The sequence below is a fragment of the Corynebacterium sp. P4-C1 genome (genome assembly GCF_030503595.1).
Classification (GTDB): domain Bacteria; phylum Actinomycetota; class Actinomycetes; order Mycobacteriales; family Mycobacteriaceae; genus Corynebacterium.
This window is the reverse complement of record NZ_CP129966.1, coordinates 1,213,594-1,232,628: the sequence shown is the minus strand read 5'-3', so window position 1 is coordinate 1,232,628 and position 19,035 is coordinate 1,213,594. Positions and strand designations below refer to the sequence as shown.

The following is a 19,035-nucleotide window of genomic DNA, read 5'->3' as shown; positions in this document are numbered from 1 at the left end:
CCGCAGACGGAGTGCAAACCGCTGCGGCCGTGTAGTGTCAGTGCCCTCCCACAGAGATGGGGGTGGGCACTGACGGTATGTGGTTGTTACTGGGCTGCCTGCTTGATCGCCGCAGACATGTCCTTGGTGGCATCGTCGACGCTCTTGCCGGAGGTCAGTGCGGCATAAGCGTTGTCCTGGACGGCCTTAGAGATCGCCGGGTAGAACGGGGAAACCGGACGCGGCTTCGCGTTCTCCAGGGACTCCTTCAGAGCCGGCAGGTACGGCTGCTCCTTGATCAGCTCCTCGTTGTCGTAGATGGAGGAGAGCACCGGCGGGAAGGACGCCTTGGCGAAGGAGAGCTGGTTGTCCTCGCTGATGATGAACTCGATGAAGTCCTTGGCGGTCGCCTTGTGCTTGGAGTTGACGTTGATGCCATTGTTGTAGCCGCCGAGCGTGGACACGCCGACTCCCTTCTCGCCGACGAGCGGCTGGACCTCGAAGTTCAGGCCCTTCTCCACGGCGTTGGCGTACATGTACGGCCAGTTGATGGCCAGGGCTGTGTTGCCCTCGGTGAAGGCCAGGTTGGTCTCCTCCTCGGTGGCCGCAGTGGAGCTCTTGGCGATGGTGCCATCCGCGTAAGCGTCGACAAGCGCCTGAAGGCCGGCCTTCGCCTCAGCGGACTCGACAGTCGGCTGGCCCTGATCGTCGATGACGGTGCCGCCCCAGCCGTTGATGAAGCCCACGGCGTTCACGGTCAGGCCCTCGTACTGCTTGAGCTGGGTGGTCAGGCAGTCGCCCTCGACGGACTTGCAGGCATTCTTGATGTCTTCGAAGGTGTCCGGCTTGGAATCGATCTTGTCCACGTTGCGGAAGAGCAACTGGCCGTTGGTGTTCTGCGGCAGAGCGTAGAGCTTGCCGTTGTAGGTGGCAGATTCGACGGTGGACTGCAGCAGCTTGGAGGTGTCGATGGCGAAGTCGCCCTCGAGCGGTTCGAGCCACTGGTTGGCGGCGAAGTCCGCGGTCCAGACCACGTCGAGAGCCATCACGTCGTAGTCGGAGTTGCCTGCCTGGAGGGACTGCACGAGGGTGTCGCGCTGGTCGTCCGCCTCACCGGCGAGCTCCTTCAGGGTGACCTGCTCATCCGGGTGCTGCTCGTTCCAAGCGTCGATGATCGGGGTCAGCTTGTCGGTGTCGTTGCGGCCCATGGCGAAGGTGATGGGGCCACGCTCGCCAGCACCCTCGGAGGAACCGCCGTTGGAATCGGCGGAATCGCTGGAGCAGGCTGCGAGAGCGGTGGTGGACAGGGCGATGGCGCACAATGCCGCGCCAGCCCGTCGGGTTGCGTGAAGTTTCATGCGTACACCTTTCAGAGTCGGAGGTTTCCTCAATCTTAAAGAATGCGTGCTTAAAAGCGTGGGTAGCGTTAATTTCCCATGAACAATCCTGCGGAAATGCCTGTGTGCCTACCCCCGACCCGGGGGTATTTCTGTCGTTAAAGTCCGGTTTCCCCCACATGTAGGGTGCGTGGTTCGGTGGGATCCAGCATGGCCGGGCACAGAAAAGCCGCCGCCCCGGATGCGGGGAGCGGCGGCAGGTTTCTGGGGCGCGGCGCGCGGCCTGGTCTGCGGTTAGGCCAGGTCGCGGTACATGACGTTCGGGTTCGCCTCGGTGGGGACGAAGCCGAATTTCTCGTAGACGTAGCGTGCGCGCTTGTTCTCCGGCATGACCTCGAGCGCGATGCGCTTTGCGCCCTGGTCGATGGCGAGCTCGCACACGGAGTGCAGGAGCACGGCGCTCAGGCCGTAACCGTGGGAGCGCTCCTCGACGGCGAGAATGAGCTCCGGGACGTCCGGGCCCAGGTTGGCCTCACTGGTCGTGTCGCCTTCTTCCCAGTAGCGCAGCCAGATGCCGCCGGCCGGAGTCCGTTCCTGGTCGTGGGCGATCCAGCCGCCGTCGTGCTCGGGGGACCAATCGTCGACGAATGCCTTCACCTTTTCCTGGCCACAGCCAAGCGGCTTGGACTCGTCCCCGAAAACATCCGCCAAGTAGTGCAGGCGGCGGATGTAGGTGCGGTCCGATTCTGTGGCGGGCTTGAGATTGAATTCCATGAACACCAATTGTAACGAAACGCACAACTTATAGACGTGAGTTATGGGAATCTCACTACCTGTAGATTCTTAAGAAAACTGCCCCCGGTTCGCGTCGCGGGAGCGGCGTTAACCGGGGGCAGTGGTGGGGCAGATTCCTCAGGCGTTTCCGTACCCTATGCCTCGAAGTAAAGCTGCTTGTTCACGAACTCGTCCATGCCCAGCGGGCCGAGCTCGCGGCCGAAGCCGGAGCGCTTCACACCGCCGAAGGGGATCTCCTCGCCTTCACCGGCGGGGGTGTTCACGTTGGCCATGCCGGAGTTGATCTGGCGGGCGACCTTGCGTGCACGCTCGGTGTCCTGGGAAAAGACTGCGCCGCCGAGGCCGTACTGGGTGTCGTTGGCCAGCTCGAGGGCTTCCTCGTCCGAGGAGACCTTGAACACCAGGGCGATCGGGCCGAAGAGCTCCTCGTTGTACACGGAGTTGTCCTTGCCCAGGTCGGTCAGCACTGCCGGTGCGTAGTAGGCGTTCTCGCCCAGGCCGCCGCCTGCGCGCAGGGTCGCGCCCTCCTTGACGGCGCGGGTGACCTGCTCATCGAGACGCTCAGCGGCGTCGCGGGAGGACAGCGGGGCGTAGATGCCGTTCTCGCCGGCCTCATTGGGCGTACCCGGCTTCGCCTGCTCAGCGAGTGCGACCAGCTCGCCGACGAACTCGTCGTAGATGTCCTCCATGACGATCATGCGCTTGTTGCCGTTGCAGACCTGGCCCATGTTGTAGATGCGGGTCTCCCAGGCCAGTTCGGCCGCGGCCTTCACATCGTCGGTGTCCAGCAGCACGTACGGGTCGTTGCCGCCGAGCTCGAGCACAGCCTTCTTCAGGTTCTTGCCGGCGGTCGCGCCGACGGCGGCGCCCGCGCGCTCGGAACCCGTGAGGGAGACACCCTGCACGCGCGGGTCCTCGATCATGGTGGTGATCTGGTCGTGGGAGGCGTACACGTTCTGGTACACGCCCGCCGGAACACCGGCATCCTCGATGATCTTCTGGATCGCGGCGGAGGATTCCGCGCAGATCTCAGCGTGCTTGAGGATGATGGTGTTGCCGTTCATCAAGTTCGGTGCCGCGAAGCGTGCCACCTGGTAGTAGGGGAAGTTCCACGGCATGATGCCCACCAGCGCGCCGAGCGGCAGGTGGCGGATGACGGCGGTGCCGCCGTTGAAGCTCTCGATCTTGCGGTCGGCGGCGAACTCCTCGCCGTTTTTCGCGTAGTAGCGGAAGATGTTGGCGGACAGCTCCACCTCGTCGATGGCGTGGGGGCGGGACTTGCCCATCTCGCGGCCGATGATCTCGACGAGCTCGTCCTGGCGCTCGTCGAAAAGCTCCGCGATGCGCAGGACGTACTTCTTGCGCTCGGCGATGTCCAGTGCGGACCACTCGTTGAAGCCCTTCTCCGATGCGGCGAGAACCTGCTGGATCTCGTCATCGGTGGCGGTGGGGTAGGTCGCGACGACCTCTCCCGTCGCCGGGTTTTCTACTCGGTAGGACATATCTTTGTCAGCCATGTCGTCTCCTTGAAGGCGTTGATTCGGATAAGGATTCGTTGATTTCATTGTGCGCCCGCCAGTGTAGGTACGGGTCCTGTGAACGGCAGCCAGCCAGCTGGCAGGCGACTCAGCCAGCTAGCTAGCTAGATGGTCAGGACCTCGCTGCCGTCCTCGTCGTCCGCGGTGACCCGCGGAAGGGTCTCGTTGCGGAAGAACTCTGGGTGCTTCAGGCGGGTGAACAGCATGAGCACCACGCCGAGGAGCAGAATGCCCATGCCGAGCACGAAGACGGTGCCCAACCCGAAGATCGAGGAGCCCGAACCGTAAGACGGGTCGATGGAATCGAATGCGGTGATGAAGAACATCGCCAGCAGCATCGTTCCGCCGATCAGCGGCAGCAGGAAGCGGAAGATGAATCCGCGGGCCGAGCGGGTGATCTCCTTGCGGAAGAACCACACGCACGCGAATGCGGTGATGCCGTAGTAGAAGCAGATCATCAAGCCCAGAGCGGTGATTGTGTCCCACAGGGCATTCTCCGACGCGATCCTGGTCACGGTATAGAAGCCGCCGGCCGCGACGGCGGAGGCGACGGTGGCCACGCCGGGGGTGTGGAACTTCGGGCTGATGTGCGCGAAGACTGGGGGAAGGGCCTTGTAGAAGCCCATCGCCAGCAGGGTGCGTGCGGGGCCGACCATGGTGGACTGGAGTGAAGCGAAGGAGCTCGCCAGCACCGAGATGGACATGAGGATCGCCCACGGACCCATGACAGGGCCGGCCAGAGCGGCGAAGATAGACTCCTGGTTATCCGGGTTCCCGGCGCCGAGACCGGTGTCGCCGGTGCCCGCCCACGCCACGATCGCGACAGCGGTGAGGATGTAGACGGTGATGACCACCAGGACGGTCAGCGTGGCTGCGCGACCGGGGGTCTTCTCCGGGTCCTTGGTCTCCTCGTTCATGGTCAGCGTCACGTCCCAGCCCCAGAACATGAAGATCGACAGGGAGATGCCGGCGGCCACGGTGGAGAAGTCTCCGATGGTCAGCGGGTTGAACCAGTCGGCCTCGACCGGGTGGAAATCGTATCCGCCGCCGTGGTAGGCGTTCCACAGAGCCATCGACCCGAAGAGCACAAGGGTGAACAGCTGGAGGGCGACAAGGAAGTACTGGAGCTTCTCGGTGGATTCGAGGCCGCGGTAAGAGATGTAGGCCGCGATGGCGAGAAGCAGAATCGTCGTCGGAATATTCACCCACAAATTGCGGGTCAGCTCCGCGAAGGAATCATTTCCGGTGAGCTGCGCTAGCAGGATGTAGAAGAAGTCGACGGCGACGGCCGCCAGGTTCGACAGGACCAGGATGGTCGCCGTGATCAGCCCCCAGCCGCCCATCCAGCCGATCCATGGCCCGAACGCCTTGGTCGCCCAGGTGAACGAGGTACCGGAGTCCGGCACGCGGTTGTTCAGCTCGCGGTAGGCGAATGCGACGAGCAGCATCGGGAAGAACCCGAGCAGCAGGATGGCGGGCACGTGGTCGCCGACCTCCGAAATCGTCGGGCCGAGACCGGATGTCAGGGTGTAGGACGGGGCAATGCAGCTCACGCCGATAACCACGGCACCGAGCAGGCCCACGCGCCCAGCGACCAGGCCTTTTTCGCTTTGCGACGGCTGATGCGCCAGGTCTTCAACCTTTTTACGTCTGCTCATTTGCGGCCTCCCCTGAATCATTCTTCTGGTCCTGCACCGGCGTGATCAGAAGTGGAATCGGCAGCGAGCGCAGCACCTTCGCGGCGCGCGGGCCCATGAAGATGCGGCCGGCGGCCGCGAGCCTTGAGGAACCGGCGAGGAGGATCTCGTCGTCACGCCACTCCAGCTCGGTCGCCGCTTCCGCGACGGTCTTGCCGGTAACGACCTCGGTGGTGGCGGAACCCGCAAAGACGAGTTCCTGCGCCTGCTCCGCGAGGTAGTGGTTGGCGTTGGCTTCGAGGTTCTCCAGCACCTTGTGGTTGACTTCCTGCGTGATCGCGCCTGCGTCCTCCTCCGTGAGGAAGGAGATGAGGCGCAGCTCGCTTTCCGTGTGCTTCGCGATGCGCAGCGCTGTGTCGATCAGCGGGCGGGAGCCGGCCAGGGTGCCGAACATGCAGGAGATCCGGCTGAAGTGCTCCGGCGCTTCGTAGCGTGGCGGGGCGAGGGCGATCGGAATGGACGACGAATGCAGCAGGGCATTCGCCGACGACCCGATGCTGAACCGGCGGAGCAGACCGCCGCCCCGGGTGCCCAGGACGATCGCGTCGCACCCCAGTTCCACGGCTGTCGCGTGCAAGGAATTGGCGGCGTGTGCTCCCGAAACAACCCGGCCGGTGGCAGTGACGTCGTCCGGCACGCGGTCGAGGGCGTCCTCGAGCCATGCGCTGAGCTGCCGGCTGATCACCGTTTCGTGTGCGGTGACGCGCGGGTAGGCGCCCGAGTAGTTCTCCGAGTGGGGAACCACCATGGCGATTTCCAGCTCGGCGTTCCAACTGCGGGCCAGGGCGATGCCCAGGTTGAGTGCGTCGGTGCCGGATGGTGTGGCGAGGTATCCGACGAGAATTCTCGACGGGCCTCTGCTTGCGGAGGTCTGCGGCGGTTGGTTCATTATCACCCCGTTCTAATTGGTGTTCTAATCGTTGCCGAGGATGGCGTTGGCGGCGCGCTCGCCCTGGCGGATGGCGCCGTCGACGTGCTGGTAGCCCTCGTCGGCGATGTCGGAGCACGCGAAGTGGATCGGGCCGACCGGGAGGTTCTGCAGGTGGCCCCAGCGGGACAGGCCGCCCAGGTCGTAGCTGGTGGCGTAAGCGCCGCGGGTCCACTCCTCGGCAGCCATGTCGGAGAGGTAGAACGCGATCGGCTCCATGGTTTCCGGGCCCAGGTACTCGGCCATGGCCGACAGGATGCGCTGCTTGCGCTCCTCCTCCGGCAGGTGCCACATTTCCTCGGCGTAGACGTCGGAGACGAAGCCCACGAGCGTGCCGTAGGTGTCTTCCTCGCCAGCGGCGCCGCCGGCGATGTTCTGGCCGCGGTTGGTGTTGTCGTAGACCTCCTGGACAAGGCGGCCGCCGCCGAAGCCGGTGCCGGACAGGCCCTTCTCGCGCCAGAACGGGGTCTCGTAAATGGCGTGGACCTTGATCACCAGGCCCATGGAGATGTGCTGGTGCGCGATGTGCAGGTCACGCGGCATCGGCGGGACGTAGGAGATGCGGTTGTACAGGTTCGGCGGAACGGCGACGACGACATTCTTGGCGTGGACGGTCACCTGGTCGGAGACGACGGTGACGTCGCCCGGCTTGCCGTTGTCGGGGATGCCGTTGCGCACGTCCGGCTTGACGTTGTTCAGGCTGTCCTCGGTGGACGGATCCGGCTGCGCCCACTGGATCTCGCGGACCGGGGTGCCCAGGAAGACATCGTCGCCGAGCTCGGCGGCGAGAGTCTCGGAGACGGACATCATGCCGCCCTCGACGCGGCGGTCGAGGATGAAGTCCTCGTCCACGAGGTTGGAGAAGGAGCCAGCGGAAGCGGCCATGAGGACCGCTTGCAGGGCGGAGAAGGTGAAGGACGGCTTGGTCAGCATGCCGGAAGCGACGTAGATGGACACGTTGTCGATGGCCTCGACATCGTCGGACTGCTGCTCGAGCCAGTGGCGGAAGGAGATGGAGTCGAGCTCCGCGGCCTTCGGGTGCGCCCACGGCTCCTTGGCGCCGATTTCGGCTGCCAGGTCGTCGAGAATCTTGATCAGCTTGTCCATTTCCGCCTGGGTGCTGTCCGCGGCGGGGAAGACGGGGCCTTCGTACTCGTGGCGCTCACCGTTGGGGGAGAGGTAGATGGACTTACCCTCGCGGTAGCGCTGGAAGGTGGTCAGGCCGAGTTCGTCGACAAGCTCGATGAGGCGGGTCTGGTCCGGGGAGATCCACTGGCCGCCGAGCTCGACGAAGTGGTCCACGCCCTTCTCGTCGCGCACGCGGCCGTTCCAGGTGCGGCCGCCGACGCGGTCGCGGGCCTCGAGGACGGCGACGGACTTGCCGGCCTTGGCCAGGGTGCGTGCGGCCATCAGGCCTGCAGGGCCAGCGCCGACGACGACGACATCGCGCTCGATTTCGGTGTGGGGTGCGCTAGTATTCATGCTTCTGCTCCTGAACTTGAGGCCGGATGGACCCGGCCGTCGTGAGTAATGAACGCCATTCATTAATGGTGTGATTCAGCGTACAGTCCATCGCCGTTTGAAGAAAGAGTCACATGGGTAAAGAACGTGGTCGCCCTACTGAATCGCTGGTCAGCCGCGAAAAAATAGGTTTTGCGGCGCTAACTATTGCCTCCAATCGGGGCTACCAGGCGTTGACGATGGCCGCGGTGGCCCGCGAACTCGGTGTGGCGCCCAGCGCGTTGTACAACCACATCGCAGGCAAGGAAGAGCTGTTGTATTTGCTCCAGGACGCGGTCATGCAGCTTGTCGACGTCGCGCCCCTGAACCGCGCCATCTCCTCCGGCGGCGGGTACCGGGAGGCGCTCGAAGCCTGGGCACGGTCCTACCGCGATGTCTTCGCCGTCCACACCCCGCTGATCCCGGTGATCGCCCTGCAGCCGATCGGCGACTCCCCGCGGGCCCAGGAGATGTACGAGGTCGTCGCCCGCACTGTCGCCGCCGCCGGGTGCCCGCAGGAGCAGGTGATGGAGCGCATCATTGCGCTCGAATCCTTCATCTACGGCTCCGCCTGGGACGCGACAGCGCCGGCGGACCTCTTCGATCCGGCGGCGATCGCCCCGGAGCACACCGCGCTTCGGGCCGCCGCCGATGCGATGCGCGTCCGCGCAGCAAAAAAGGGTCAGCGTGACGCTAACCCTTATGCGGACCAGGCCTTCGCGGCCGGTCTCAGTGAATTGCTGGACGGGATTACCGGCGCCCCGTCCAGCTAGCGGCCCTTAGGCGTTGTTGCGCACTGCCTCAGCCATGACGCGCAGACCGTCGCGGAGCAGCTCCTCCGGGATGGTCAGCGACGGCAGGAGACGCACGACGTTGCCGTCGAGGCCGCAGGTGAGGATGAGCACGCCGGCGGCCTTGCACTCGGCGGCGACCTTGGCGGTGAGCTCGGCGTTCGGCTTGCCGTCCTTGGTCACCAGCTCGACGGCGATCATGGCGCCGCGGCCGCGGATCTCGGCGATCTCGTCCATCTCGGTCAGCGGGTCGAGCTCCTCGTGGATGATGTTGGCGATCTCCTTGGCGCGCAGCGCAAGGTTGTGCTCCTTCATCTCCTCGATCGCGGCGATAGCGGCGGCGCAGGCCACCGGGTTGCCGCCGTAGGTGCCGCCCAGGCCGCCGGCCATCGGGGCGTTCATGATCTCTGCGCGGCCGGTGACGGCGGACAGCGGCATGCCGCCAGCGATGCCCTTGGCAGTGGTGATCAGGTCCGGCTCAATGCCGTCGAAGCTGGAGGCGAACCACTCGCCGGAGCGGCAGAAACCGGCCTGGATCTCGTCGGCGATGAAGACGACGTTGTTTTCGCGGCACCAGTCGACAATGGCGGGCAGGAAGCCCTCGGCCGGCTCGATGAAGCCGCCCTCGCCCTGGATCGGCTCGATGACCACGCAGGCGAGGTTCTCGGCGCCGACGTTCTGCTCGAGGAAGCGGATGGTGCGCTCGGCGGCCTCCGGCCCCTTCAGGCCGTCGCGCAGCGGGTAGGACATCGGCGCGCGGTGCACCTCGCTGGCGAACGGGCCGAAAGTGGACTTGTACGGCTTGTTCTTCGCGGTCATGGCCATGGTCAGGTTGGTGCGGCCGTGGTACGCGTAGTCGAAGACGGCCACGCCGGTCTTACGGGTGTGGGAGCGCGCGATCTTCACGGCGTTCTCCACTGCCTCTGCGCCGGAGTTGAGCAGGACGGTGCGCTTTTCGAAGTCGCCTGGGGTGAGCTCGTTGAGCAGCTCCGCAACCTGCAGGTAGCTCTCGTACGGGCTGACCATGAAGCAGGTGTGGGTGAAGTGGCTGGCGGCCTCGGACACGGCCTCGACGACGCGCTTGTTGGACGCGCCCACGGAGGTCACGGCAATACCGGAGGCGAAGTCGACGAAGGAGTTGCCGTCGGCATCCACGAGCACACCGCCGTCAGCGTCGACGATGTAGCCCGGCAGCCCCGGGCTCATGGCGGAGGCGACGCTGGCTGCGCGGCGCTTGTCGAGCTCGGCACTCTTCGGTCCCGGCAGCTCGGTGTCGATTCGACGGACCTGGGGGAGGCGGTACTCGAGATCCTGCATGGTGCGGGTTCCTTTCCTATCCAATTCGTTGCGGAAATCTGCCCGGATGGGGCAGGGGTTCATGGCTGTAGTATCCGTCGCCCTCCCACCCCTTAAGCAACCGACACTGTGTCCATCTTGTCTGCTGAACTTCTACACTGTGTCTATGAGCAAGGATGCGCTTGACGGCGCCCGTGGCACCCGTAGCGGCCAGGACGAGCTGGACACCACGGTTGAGCTGCTGGATCTCAGTTGGCTCTACGGAATCAGGACGCTGAATCTGGTTCCCGTGGGCGAGCTGCGGCGGGGAAAATTCGAGTCGGTCCAGGCCAGCGAAATCGTGGAGACAGCGGAGTTCTTCCGGCCGTTCTCCATCATCCTCACTCTAGGCCTGCGTGTTCGCCCCGGTGACGGGGAAGGCGTCGCCGCCTACGTCGACCGCCTGAAGGAAGCCGGCGTGGCCGCGCTCGGCTTCGGCACCGGCCTCCAGCACGCCGAGATTCCCGGCACGCTCGTCCAGGCGTGCGCCGACGCGGAACTGCCGCTCTTCGAGGTGCCGCGCGCCACCGCGTTCGCCCTGATCTCCAAGGTGGTGGGGGAGGAGCACGCGCGACTCCAGGCGGTGGCCGCCAACGAGATCCTCGAAGCGGCGGAAGGGCTGAACCGCGCCGCGTGGAACGGCGGTGTCGATGCGCTCGTCGGGCGCACCAGGACCGCAGTGGGAGCCGATGTGCTGATCGGCGACAACACCGGCCGAGTCATTTCCTCGGCACCCGCGAAGCCCACCGAGCGCGCGTTGAAAGCCCTGCACCTAGCCGTCGCCGACAACGGACGCAGCCGCGCCTACCGGGCGGAGAACCGCACCATGATCGTGCAGCGCATGCGGGCCATGGGCGGGAAGTTCTTTGTCGCCGTGGTGGACTCCCCGCACCCGTTGCCGCCGCTCGCCCGCAGTGCGGTGAAGCATTTCGTGGGGTTGGCGGAGATCGTGCTGCGCGACCCGCTGGCGCTACGCAGCGCGGAAACACAGCTGCACGGCTCGGCCCTCGAGATGTTCCTCGAGGGGTCGGAGGCCTCGCCCGGGGCGGCGCGGCTGCTCGACCGCGTTGCGGACGCTGACGGCGCAGTCGTTCCCGTCGCGATCGCCGCCGCGAATAAGGCGGCGTCCAACCGCGCGCTTTCGCGTCTCGACGAAGGGCTCAACCTGCGCCAAAACCCCCTCGCCCACGTGCGTCTCGCCCCCGACGGCTTCGTTTTCCTGTCCCGCCGGGTGGTCACGGAGACGACGGCCGCCGATCTTTTCGGCGGGTTCGGGGCGCGCCTGAGGATCCTTTCCGGCCAGCGGCAACCGTGGCGCGAGCTGAGCCTCGACGATCTCCACGCCTTGCTCGACCGGGCACGGTCGCTGCCGCCCGGCACGGTCGATGAGTACCTTCCGCGCCGCCTCGACTGGGCGGAGGACGCCGGGGTTCAACTCGCCCTCTCACGGCGCTACAAGGAGGTGCTCGCACCGCTTGCCGACGACGACCCGGCCCTCCTTGAGGCCGTGCAGGCCTACCTGGTGCACGGCTGCGAGATCCGCGCTGCCGCCGAGTCCCTGGGTGTGCACCGGCACACGCTGAAAGCGCGCATCGACCGCGCCGAACAGCGCTACGGGCTGCCGCTGGGCGACCCGCTCGGGCGCGCCGAGATTCTCGTGCTGCTCAGCACGTCCCGGCCGGATTGATAGCACACAGCGACCATGTTTTCAATGCCCCAAAACGGGGGCGTGCAGCCGGCGCTGTCTGAGTAGCCTGCGGCGGTATAGCGTTGTTCCAAGAGGAGGCTGGCGTGAACCAGCCGGTTGAATATCAACGAGAAACAAACCACGAAAGGCATGATCATGGCTGATTCCAACGGCAGCGTCGACACCGGCAAGCTGCTTAAGTCCCTGCCCACCGGGCTGTTCATCGGCGGTGAATGGCGCGACGCATCCAGCGGCGAGACCTTCGAGGTGCAGAACCCGGCCACCGGCGAGGTGCTAGCCACGCTCCAGTCCGCGAATAGCGACGATGCAGTCGCGGCTCTCGATGCCGCAGTGAAGGTTCAGAAGGACTGGGCACGTACCCCGGCCCGCGAGCGCAGCGAGATCCTGCGCCGCGCATACGAGTTGGTCACCGAGCGCACCGAGGAATTCGCCGCCCTCATGACCCTGGAAATGGGCAAGCCGCTGGCAGAGGCGCGCGGCGAGGTCAAGTACGGTGCCGAGTACCTGCGGTGGTTCGCCGAGGAGACCGTCCGCCAGTACGGCAGCACCCAGGAGGTGCCGGAGGGCGGCATCCGTATGGTTACCCGCCGCAAGCCGGTCGGCCCGTGCCTGCTGATCACCCCGTGGAACTTCCCGCTGGCCATGGCCACCCGCAAGGTCGCTCCGGCAGTGGCCGCTGGCTGCACGATGGTGCTCAAGCCGGCGGAGCTGACCCCGCTGACCGCCCAGTATTTCGTCCAGACCATGGTCGAGGCTGGCCTGCCGGCCGGCGTCCTCAACGTCGTCTGCGGCACCGACCCGGCTGCGATCTCCGAGCCGCTCATCGCCGACCCGCGCCTGCGCAAGGTGTCCTTCACCGGTTCGACTGCCGTGGGCAAGATCCTCATGAAGCAGGCCGCCGACGGCGTTCTGCGCACCTCGATGGAGCTCGGCGGCAATGCCCCGTTCATCGTCTTCGAGGACGCCGACATCGAGCAGGCGATCGCAGGGGCCATGGCCGCCAAGATGCGCAATATCGGTGAGGCCTGCACCGCGGCCAACCGCTTCCTGGTGCACAAGGACGTCGCCGACGAGTTCACCGCGAAGCTCGTCGAGGCCATGGAGGCCCTCACCGTCGGCAACGGCCTCGACGAGGGCGTCAACGTCGGCCCGCTGATCGAGGAGAAGGCGCGCAAGAACGTCGCCAGCCTGGTCGAGGACGCGAAGCAGAACGGTGCTGAGGTCCTCACCGGCGGCGAGGCAATCGACGGCGATGGCTTCTTCTTCCAGCCGACCGTCCTGCGCGGAGCAAGCACCGATTCCCGCATCTTCCGCGAGGAGATCTTCGGCCCCGTCGCCTCCATCTACGAGTTCTCCGACGAGGCCGAGGCGATCGAGCTGGCTAACTCCACCGAGTACGGCCTGGCCTCCTACATCTTCTCCGAGAACTCGGACCGCATGTGGCGCTTGGCCGACGGCCTGGACTTCGGCATCGTCGGCTTCAACGCCGGTGTCGTCTCCAACGCGGCAGTCCCGTTCGGCGGGGTGAAGCACTCCGGCCTCGGCCGCGAGGGCGGTGCCGAGGGCATCGACGAGTACACCGATGTCCAGTACATCGGCGTCCGCGACCCGTACGCTAACCAGTAGAACCAGCGCGTTCCGCGCAGCTGACGACGCACGGATCGGGGTGACACCTGGGGCACATAGGGCCTCAAGTGTGACCCCGGTCAAGTTGTTGCTACATTCTCGCTATGTCATCAACCACTTCTGGGCACGCGCCGTTGCGCGACGACGAATCTGCCCGTTCCGATGAAGCGGGCCACGCCCTCGGTTTCTGGCAGGGCGTAGCCCTGATCTTCGGCACCAACATTGGCGCCGGAATTCTCTCCCTGCCGTACGCGGCCCGCAACGGCGGCTTCCTCGCTCTAGTGGTGGCGCTCGCGATCGCAGGCACCCTGACTACTATTTCCATGCTCTACGTCGCGGAAGTCTCCCTCCGGACTAAGGAGCCGCTCCAGTTGTCCGGCTTGGCGGAGAAGTACCTGGGCCAGACCGGCCGCTTCCTCGTCTTCACCGCGATCATGGTCAACAGTGTCGGTGCATTGATCGCGTACGCATCCGGCTCCGGCAATCTTATGCACAACCTGTTCAACCTGCCTTCCTTGGTGGGCACCTTGATCTTCTATGCCCTGGGTGCCTTCATCATGTGGAAGGGCCTGCAGGCCACAGGCAAGGTGGAGGGGCTGATCACCAGCGGCATGGCGATCATCATCTTCACGCTGGTGGTGTGGACAATCGCCGGTCCCGGCATTGAGCCCGCGAACCTTTGGGTGCTCAAGCCCTACTTCATCATCCCGATCATGAATCTGGCCGTGTTCACATTCCTGGCCCAGTACGTGGTGCCGGAGATGGCGCGCGGCATGGCAGCCACCAAGCCGGAGATGCTGCCGAAAGCGATCATCGCGGGCATGTGCATCACCGCGTTCACCCTCGCGGCTGTGCCGTTCGCGGCGCTCGGCCTGCTGGGCACCGAGGTGACTGAGGTGGTCACCATCGCCTGGGGCGAGAAACTCGGCACTGCGGCTTACTACATGGCCAACTTGTTCGCGCTGCTGGCCATGTTCACGTCCTTCTTGGCCATCGGCTTCACTGCGATGCGCAACGTGCTGGACATCTTCCACTGGCCGGAACACGGGTGGCAGCGTCTCGCCGCAACCGGACTGACGGTGCTTCCGCCTCTCGTGATCGCCGTGGCGGGCCTTGGCGGCTTCGTCTCCGCGCTGACTTACGCAGGCGGGTTCGCCGGTGCCATCATGTCGGTCGTTCCCGTGTTGCTGCTGCGTCGCGCCCGGGCGAACGGGGATCAGGCTCCGGTGTGGCAGGTGCGCGGAGTAGACAGCACCGTCATCCAGGCGCTCATCATCATCGTCTACGTGGCGGCGTTCATCTACTCGATTATCTCGCTGCTGGGGCTCGTCCCGGCTGGCTGGGCATAAGAAAACCCGGGGGAGGATCTTGAACCCTCCCCGGGCAGCGGTGCGACCCGTACGTCAACCAGTAGTTAGCGGATTTCTAGGAGCACGGCGGTCTTGTTCACCTGATCGCCCTGCTGCACAGCAAGCCCCTTCACGGTGCCGGACTTGTGCGCCTTGACGGGGTTTTCCATCTTCATAGCCTCGAGGACGAGGAGAATATCGCCCTCGTTGACGGTATCGCCCTCGGCGACATTGACCTTGACCACGGTTCCCTGCATCGGCGCGGGAACCGCATCGCCGGACAGGGCGGCACCGGAGGAGCGGCGCTTCTTGGACTTGCGCTTGCCACCGTTGCCGATGACGAGGGAAGCCGGAAGCGCCACCTCGATGCGGCGGCCGTCAATCTCCACGGCGTATGTGCGCTTGGTGCCCGGTTCCTCGCCCTCGTCCTCGTCTTCCTGGTAGGGCGGGATATCAGCGCTGAACTCCTCCTCGATCCAGCGGGTGTAGACGCTGAATCCGTTCTCGTCGCCCACGAACGCCGGGTCCTTCAGCACCGCCTGGTGGAAAGGGATCACGGTGGGCAGGCCTTCGACGACGTACTCGTCGAGGGCGCGCCGGGCGCGCTGAATAGCCTCGTCGCGGGTCTCGCCGGTGACGATCAGCTTGGCCAGCATGGAGTCGAACTGGCCGCCTATGACATTGCCGGTGCGTACGCCGCTGTCCACACGGACACCGGTGCCGGAGGGTTCCAGGTAGCGGGAAATGGTGCCCGGGGCCGGCATGAAGTTCATGCCCGGGTCCTCGCCGTTGATGCGGAATTCGATGGCGTGGCCGCGCGGAGCCGGATCCTCAGTCAGGCGCAGGGGCAGGTCGGATGCGATCCGGAACTGTTCGCGGACCAGGTCGATGCCGGCGGTCTCCTCGGTCACGGGGTGCTCGACCTGCAGGCGGGTGTTGACCTCCAGGAAGGAGATGATGCCCTCCGGGTGCTGCTCATCAGCAGGGCTGACCAAGTACTCGACGGTACCGGCGCCGTAGTAGCCGGCCTCCTTCACAATGGCCTTGGCGGAGGAGTGGATGGCCTCGCGCTGAGCATCAGTCAAGAACGGGGCAGGGGCTTCCTCCACCAGCTTCTGGAAGCGGCGCTGCAGGGTGCAGTCGCGCGTGCCAGCGACGATGGCGTTGCCATGGACGTCGGCAAGCACCTGCGCCTCCACGTGGCGGGCGCGGTCCAGGTAACGCTCGACGAAGCACTCGCCCCGGCCGAATGCCGTGACAGCCTCGCGGGTAGCGGACTCGAAAAGCTCCGGAATCTCCTCGCGTGTGTGGGCGACCTTCATGCCGCGTCCGCCACCGCCGTACGCGGCCTTAATAGCCACGGGAAGGCCGTGCTCGTCGGCGAATGCCACAACCTCGTCGGCGGTGCTGACAGGTTCCTTGGTGCCTGGCGCCATCGGCGCATCGACCTTCTCCGCGATGCGGCGGGCCTCCACCTTGTCGCCCAGCAACGCGATGGCCTCCGGAGACGGGCCGATCCAGGTCAGCCCCTCGTCGATGACGCGGCGGGCGAAGTCGGCGTTCTCCGACAGGAAGCCGTAACCCGGGTGGATCGCGTCGGCACCAGACGCCTTTGCGGCCTCGATGATCTTGTCGAAGTTCAGGTACGAATCAGCCGCGGTATTGCCGCCGAGAGCGAAAGCCTCGTCGGCGAGCTCTACGAACGGGCTGTCCGTGTCCGGCTCGGCGTAGACGGCTACCGACGCAATGCCGGCGTCCTTCGCGGCGCGGATGACGCGCACAGCGATCTCGCCGCGGTTGGCGATGAGAACCTTGGAAATAGTCAAGGGTGACAACACTCTGAACAACGCTTCCTGTCGGTGGGCAATGCAATACAAGACGGTGGCCTGAACACCGCCAAGCCGGTGATCCTACGGGCACATGCTCACACAAGGGTAGAACACTGCACACCCGCGGCAGGGAAGAACACCGCTGCGGGCGTGCAGGAAACCTCGAGCTGGACGTGCCGTGAAGGGCTCCGTTAGTTCTTATCGATCGGCATGCGGACCATGTTTCCCCACTCGTACCAAGAACCGTCGTAAAGGGAGACTTTTTCCAGACCGAGCACGTGGCGGAGGATGTACCACGTGTGGGCGGCGGACTGGCCGTTGCCGGAATATGTGATCACCGGTGCATCGGACGAAATTTCACCGTACGAGGCGGCGATTGCCGCGCGGTCCTTCACCCGGCCGTTGGGGTGCACCGCATCACCCCAGGGATGGTTCACCGCACCCGGAATGTGGCCGTGGCGCAGAACAGGGGAGACGCGCAGGCGGTCCGCTTCCAGATCGGTCTCGGAGCCGGAGAAGAATTCGGGCCCGCGGACGTCGATAAGCAAGCTCTTCTCGTCGCGGTCGCGCACCTCGTCGACGAATGTGCGCCACGGCTTATCCGTGCGCTCAACAACCGGGTAATCCTGCGACGGGTACTCCGGAACTGCGAAGGAAGTGTCGCGCTCCTCGCCCATCCAGGCGTCGCGGCCGCCGTCGAGAATGCGCACGTCCGGGTGGCCGAAAAGCTCGAACACCCACGCCGTGTAGGCCGCCCACCAATTGTTGTGGTCGCCGTAAATGACCACCGTGTCGTCACGGCCGATACCGCGCGCGTTCATCAACTCCGCGAACGCCTCACCATTGATGAAATCACGCACGACCTCGTCGTTGAGGTCCTTGTGCCAATCAATGCGCACCGCGCCCGGGATGTGGCCGATGTCGTACAAGAATGCGTCTTCGTCGGACTCCACCACGCGCAGACCATCAACGCCGAGACGGGCGGACAGCCACGAAGCCGACACGAATTTTTCCGGGTGCGCGAAGTCCTGGAACTGCGGGAACGGATCTGCGGGAATTCCCATGATTAACCTCTGCGAACGTGGTGTTAGGACAATGGACAAAACAATGGCAAAAGCAGGCTGCACAACCCCGTGCAGCCAATCACCTGCCACACTACCTGCGAACCTCTCACGGTCGTGAAGGCACTGTGAGGTTTCGTGTTTGTGAGCTTAATTACTATCCATTTCACTTGCCCGGCATGAGGGTGAGAAAGCCCCTAGTCTGATGAAGGGAACTCTCGGGATTGGAATGAGCGTTCCTCCCGCATTGAAAGCACTGATCTAAAGGGGATTCACCGTGCACAAGGCAATCGTCGTCTTCGAGGTTGAAGGCGGTTCCGACAAGTACTTCGACGGGCACCGCAAGGACACCATGCCCATCGTCAACGCCATCAAGGAAAAGGGCTGGAACGCCGAGGTCGTCTATTTCCGTCCCGAGTGGGCCGATGATCTGTTCAAGTACGTCTCCGAGAACTTCGACGCCTACATCTCCCGCGTCAACCCGGGCAATATCCCGGGCGGCGAGAAGGGCTACTTCGACCTGCTCACCCGCCTTTCCGAGGCCGGCCTGGTGGGCATGTCCACCCCGGAGGAAATGGTCTCCTACGGCGCAAAGGATGCCCTGGTCAAGCTGAACAAGACCGACCTTGTTCCGGAAGACACCGCCGCCTACTACGATGTCGAGTCCTTCCACGACACCTTCCCGACCTCCCTGTCTTACGGTGAGCGCGTGCTGAAGCAGAACCGCGGCTCCACCGGCTCCGGCATCTGGCGCGTCCGCCTTGCCGACGAGTCCCTCGCCGAGTCCGTCGAGCCGGGCAGCGCCCTGCCGCTAGACACCAAGCTGAAGTGCACCGAGGCCGTGGACAACCACACCGAGGACCGCGAGCTGGGTGAGTTCATGGATTTCTGCGACCAGTACATCATCGGCGACAACGGCATGCTCGTGGACATGCGCTTCATGCCGCGCATCGTAGAGGGCGAGATCCGCATCCTCCTCGTCGGCCCGCACCCGGTCTTCGTCGTGCACAAGAAGCCGGCCGAGGGCGGCGACGCATTCTCCGCGACCCTGTTCTCCGGCGCCAAGTACACCTACAACAAGCCGGAGGAGTGGCAGGAGCTCGTCGACATGTTCGCTGAGGCCCGCCCGGTCATCGCCGAAAACCTCGGCGGCGACAACATCCCGCTGATTTGGACTGCCGACTTCATGCTCGCCGACGACGACGAGACCGGCGAGGACACCTACGTCCTCGGCGAGATCAACTGCTCCTGCGTTGGTTTCACCTCCGAGCTGGACATGGGCATCCAGGAAATGGTCGCCCAGGAGGCCATCAGCCGCGTCGAGGCCAAGCACGCCTAAAGCGGCGGCTGGCTGCCGATCGACCCTGCTGGTGCGGTTTAATTCGCGAGAGCCCCAGGCAGGGAATGAACTGCTCCCCTTTAGTTGGACTGAGAAAATCAGTTACCGACTAGTGGGGAGTAGTTTTCATTGAGAGCTCGAAGTTCGCTGAGTGAGCATCAGCCGGATCCCATTCAGGCAACACAGGGAACCGAGTTTCCGGAATTAGATCGAACGCAACGGA

General features: G+C 64.8%; 14 protein-coding genes. 5 read left to right on the top strand and 9 right to left on the bottom strand.

All coding sequences use genetic code 11. The features are described 5' to 3' along the window. Positions 1–86: 86 nt before the first annotated feature. The 6 genes from QYR03_RS05820 to QYR03_RS05795 form a co-directional block, all read right to left on the bottom strand. Entirely contained in the window at positions 87–1,337 is a 1,251-nt protein-coding gene (locus QYR03_RS05820) for an ABC transporter substrate-binding protein (RefSeq protein ID WP_259849841.1), read from the bottom strand. Between the two features lie 273 nt (positions 1,338–1,610). After that, entirely contained in the window at positions 1,611–2,090 is a 480-nt protein-coding gene (locus QYR03_RS05815) for a GNAT family N-acetyltransferase (RefSeq protein ID WP_259849839.1), read from the bottom strand. 155 nt (positions 2,091–2,245) lie between these two features. Further along, positions 2,246–3,628: an NAD-dependent succinate-semialdehyde dehydrogenase gene (locus QYR03_RS05810; RefSeq protein ID WP_301713150.1), complete on the bottom strand. Its 1,383-nt coding sequence runs from the start codon at positions 3,626–3,628 to the stop codon at positions 2,246–2,248. A gap of 125 nt (positions 3,629–3,753) precedes the next feature. Further along, positions 3,754–5,307, bottom strand: a complete 1,554-nt coding sequence (locus QYR03_RS05805) for an APC family permease (protein ID WP_259849836.1) — start codon at positions 5,305–5,307, stop codon at positions 3,754–3,756. After that, positions 5,294–6,235 carry a universal stress protein gene (locus QYR03_RS05800; protein ID WP_259849834.1) on the bottom strand — a complete coding sequence of 314 codons (942 nt, stop codon included), beginning with the start codon at positions 6,233–6,235 and terminating at the stop codon, positions 5,294–5,296. Before QYR03_RS05800 ends, QYR03_RS05805 begins: the two co-directional genes overlap by 14 nt. Before the next feature lie 24 nt (positions 6,236–6,259). Then, positions 6,260–7,756, bottom strand: coding sequence for an NAD(P)/FAD-dependent oxidoreductase (locus QYR03_RS05795; RefSeq protein WP_301713149.1), 1,497 nt, complete (start codon positions 7,754–7,756; stop codon positions 6,260–6,262). Between the two features lie 113 nt (positions 7,757–7,869). On the opposite strand from QYR03_RS05795, the gene QYR03_RS05790 reads away from it, so the two are divergent. Then, positions 7,870–8,547 carry a TetR/AcrR family transcriptional regulator gene (locus tag QYR03_RS05790; protein ID WP_259849829.1) on the top strand — a complete coding sequence of 226 codons (678 nt, stop codon included), beginning with the start codon at positions 7,870–7,872 and terminating at the stop codon, positions 8,545–8,547. 6 nt (positions 8,548–8,553) lie between these two features. On the opposite strand, the gene gabT is transcribed toward QYR03_RS05790, so the two are convergent. Continuing rightward, complete coding sequence (gabT, locus tag QYR03_RS05785; protein ID WP_259849827.1) at positions 8,554–9,882, bottom strand: 4-aminobutyrate--2-oxoglutarate transaminase; 1,329 nt, start codon at positions 9,880–9,882, stop codon at positions 8,554–8,556. A 145-nt stretch (positions 9,883–10,027) separates the two neighbouring features. Here gabT and QYR03_RS05780 point away from each other — a divergent pair, with 145 nt between their 5' ends. The 3 genes from QYR03_RS05780 (at position 10,028) to QYR03_RS05770 (ending at position 14,583) form a co-directional block, all read left to right on the top strand. Then, on the top strand, positions 10,028–11,587 hold the full coding sequence (locus QYR03_RS05780; protein ID WP_301713148.1) for a PucR family transcriptional regulator ligand-binding domain-containing protein: 1,560 nt from the start codon (positions 10,028–10,030) through the stop codon (positions 11,585–11,587). 150 nt (positions 11,588–11,737) lie between these two features. After that, entirely contained in the window at positions 11,738–13,234 is a 1,497-nt protein-coding gene (locus tag QYR03_RS05775) for an NAD-dependent succinate-semialdehyde dehydrogenase (RefSeq protein WP_301713147.1), read from the top strand. Positions 13,235–13,338: 104 nt separating this feature from the next. Continuing rightward, a complete protein-coding gene (locus QYR03_RS05770; protein WP_301713146.1) occupies positions 13,339–14,583 on the top strand; it encodes an amino acid permease in 1,245 nt (414 codons plus the stop codon). Between the two features lie 65 nt (positions 14,584–14,648). Here the strand turns inward: QYR03_RS05770 and QYR03_RS05765 are convergent, their stop codons facing one another. Together QYR03_RS05765 and QYR03_RS05760 are read right to left on the bottom strand one after the other, a co-directional pair. Continuing rightward, entirely contained in the window at positions 14,649–16,409 is a 1,761-nt protein-coding gene (locus tag QYR03_RS05765) for an acetyl/propionyl/methylcrotonyl-CoA carboxylase subunit alpha (RefSeq protein ID WP_301713145.1), read from the bottom strand. 194 nt (positions 16,410–16,603) lie between these two features. Beyond that, positions 16,604–17,476: a sulfurtransferase gene (locus tag QYR03_RS05760; RefSeq protein WP_301713144.1), complete on the bottom strand. Its 873-nt coding sequence runs from the start codon at positions 17,474–17,476 to the stop codon at positions 16,604–16,606. A 274-nt stretch (positions 17,477–17,750) separates the two neighbouring features. On the opposite strand from QYR03_RS05760, the gene QYR03_RS05755 reads away from it, so the two are divergent. Next, the gene (locus tag QYR03_RS05755) at positions 17,751–18,812 is read left to right on the top strand and encodes a Cj0069 family protein (RefSeq protein ID WP_301713143.1); all 1,062 of its coding nucleotides are present in this window, start codon (positions 17,751–17,753) and stop codon (positions 18,810–18,812) included. Positions 18,813–19,035 lie beyond the last annotated feature (223 nt).

Coding starts and splice junctions, on each gene's coding strand:
- QYR03_RS05790 (WP_259849829.1), top strand. CDS start 7,870: ATGGGTAAAGAACGTGGTCGCCCTACTGAATCGCTGGTCAGCCGCGAA.
- QYR03_RS05820 (WP_259849841.1), bottom strand. CDS start 1,337: ATGAAACTTCACGCAACCCGACGGGCTGGCGCGGCATTGTGCGCCATC.
- QYR03_RS05810 (WP_301713150.1), bottom strand. CDS start 3,628: ATGGCTGACAAAGATATGTCCTACCGAGTAGAAAACCCGGCGACGGGA.
- QYR03_RS05775 (WP_301713147.1), top strand. CDS start 11,738: ATGATCATGGCTGATTCCAACGGCAGCGTCGACACCGGCAAGCTGCTT.
- QYR03_RS05800 (WP_259849834.1), bottom strand. CDS start 6,235: ATGAACCAACCGCCGCAGACCTCCGCAAGCAGAGGCCCGTCGAGAATT.
- QYR03_RS05805 (WP_259849836.1), bottom strand. CDS start 5,307: ATGAGCAGACGTAAAAAGGTTGAAGACCTGGCGCATCAGCCGTCGCAA.
- QYR03_RS05770 (WP_301713146.1), top strand. CDS start 13,339: ATGTCATCAACCACTTCTGGGCACGCGCCGTTGCGCGACGACGAATCT.
- QYR03_RS05795 (WP_301713149.1), bottom strand. CDS start 7,756: ATGAATACTAGCGCACCCCACACCGAAATCGAGCGCGATGTCGTCGTC.
- gabT (WP_259849827.1), bottom strand. CDS start 9,882: ATGCAGGATCTCGAGTACCGCCTCCCCCAGGTCCGTCGAATCGACACC.
- QYR03_RS05780 (WP_301713148.1), top strand. CDS start 10,028: ATGAGCAAGGATGCGCTTGACGGCGCCCGTGGCACCCGTAGCGGCCAG.
- QYR03_RS05760 (WP_301713144.1), bottom strand. CDS start 17,476: ATGGGAATTCCCGCAGATCCGTTCCCGCAGTTCCAGGACTTCGCGCAC.
- QYR03_RS05815 (WP_259849839.1), bottom strand. CDS start 2,090: ATGGAATTCAATCTCAAGCCCGCCACAGAATCGGACCGCACCTACATC.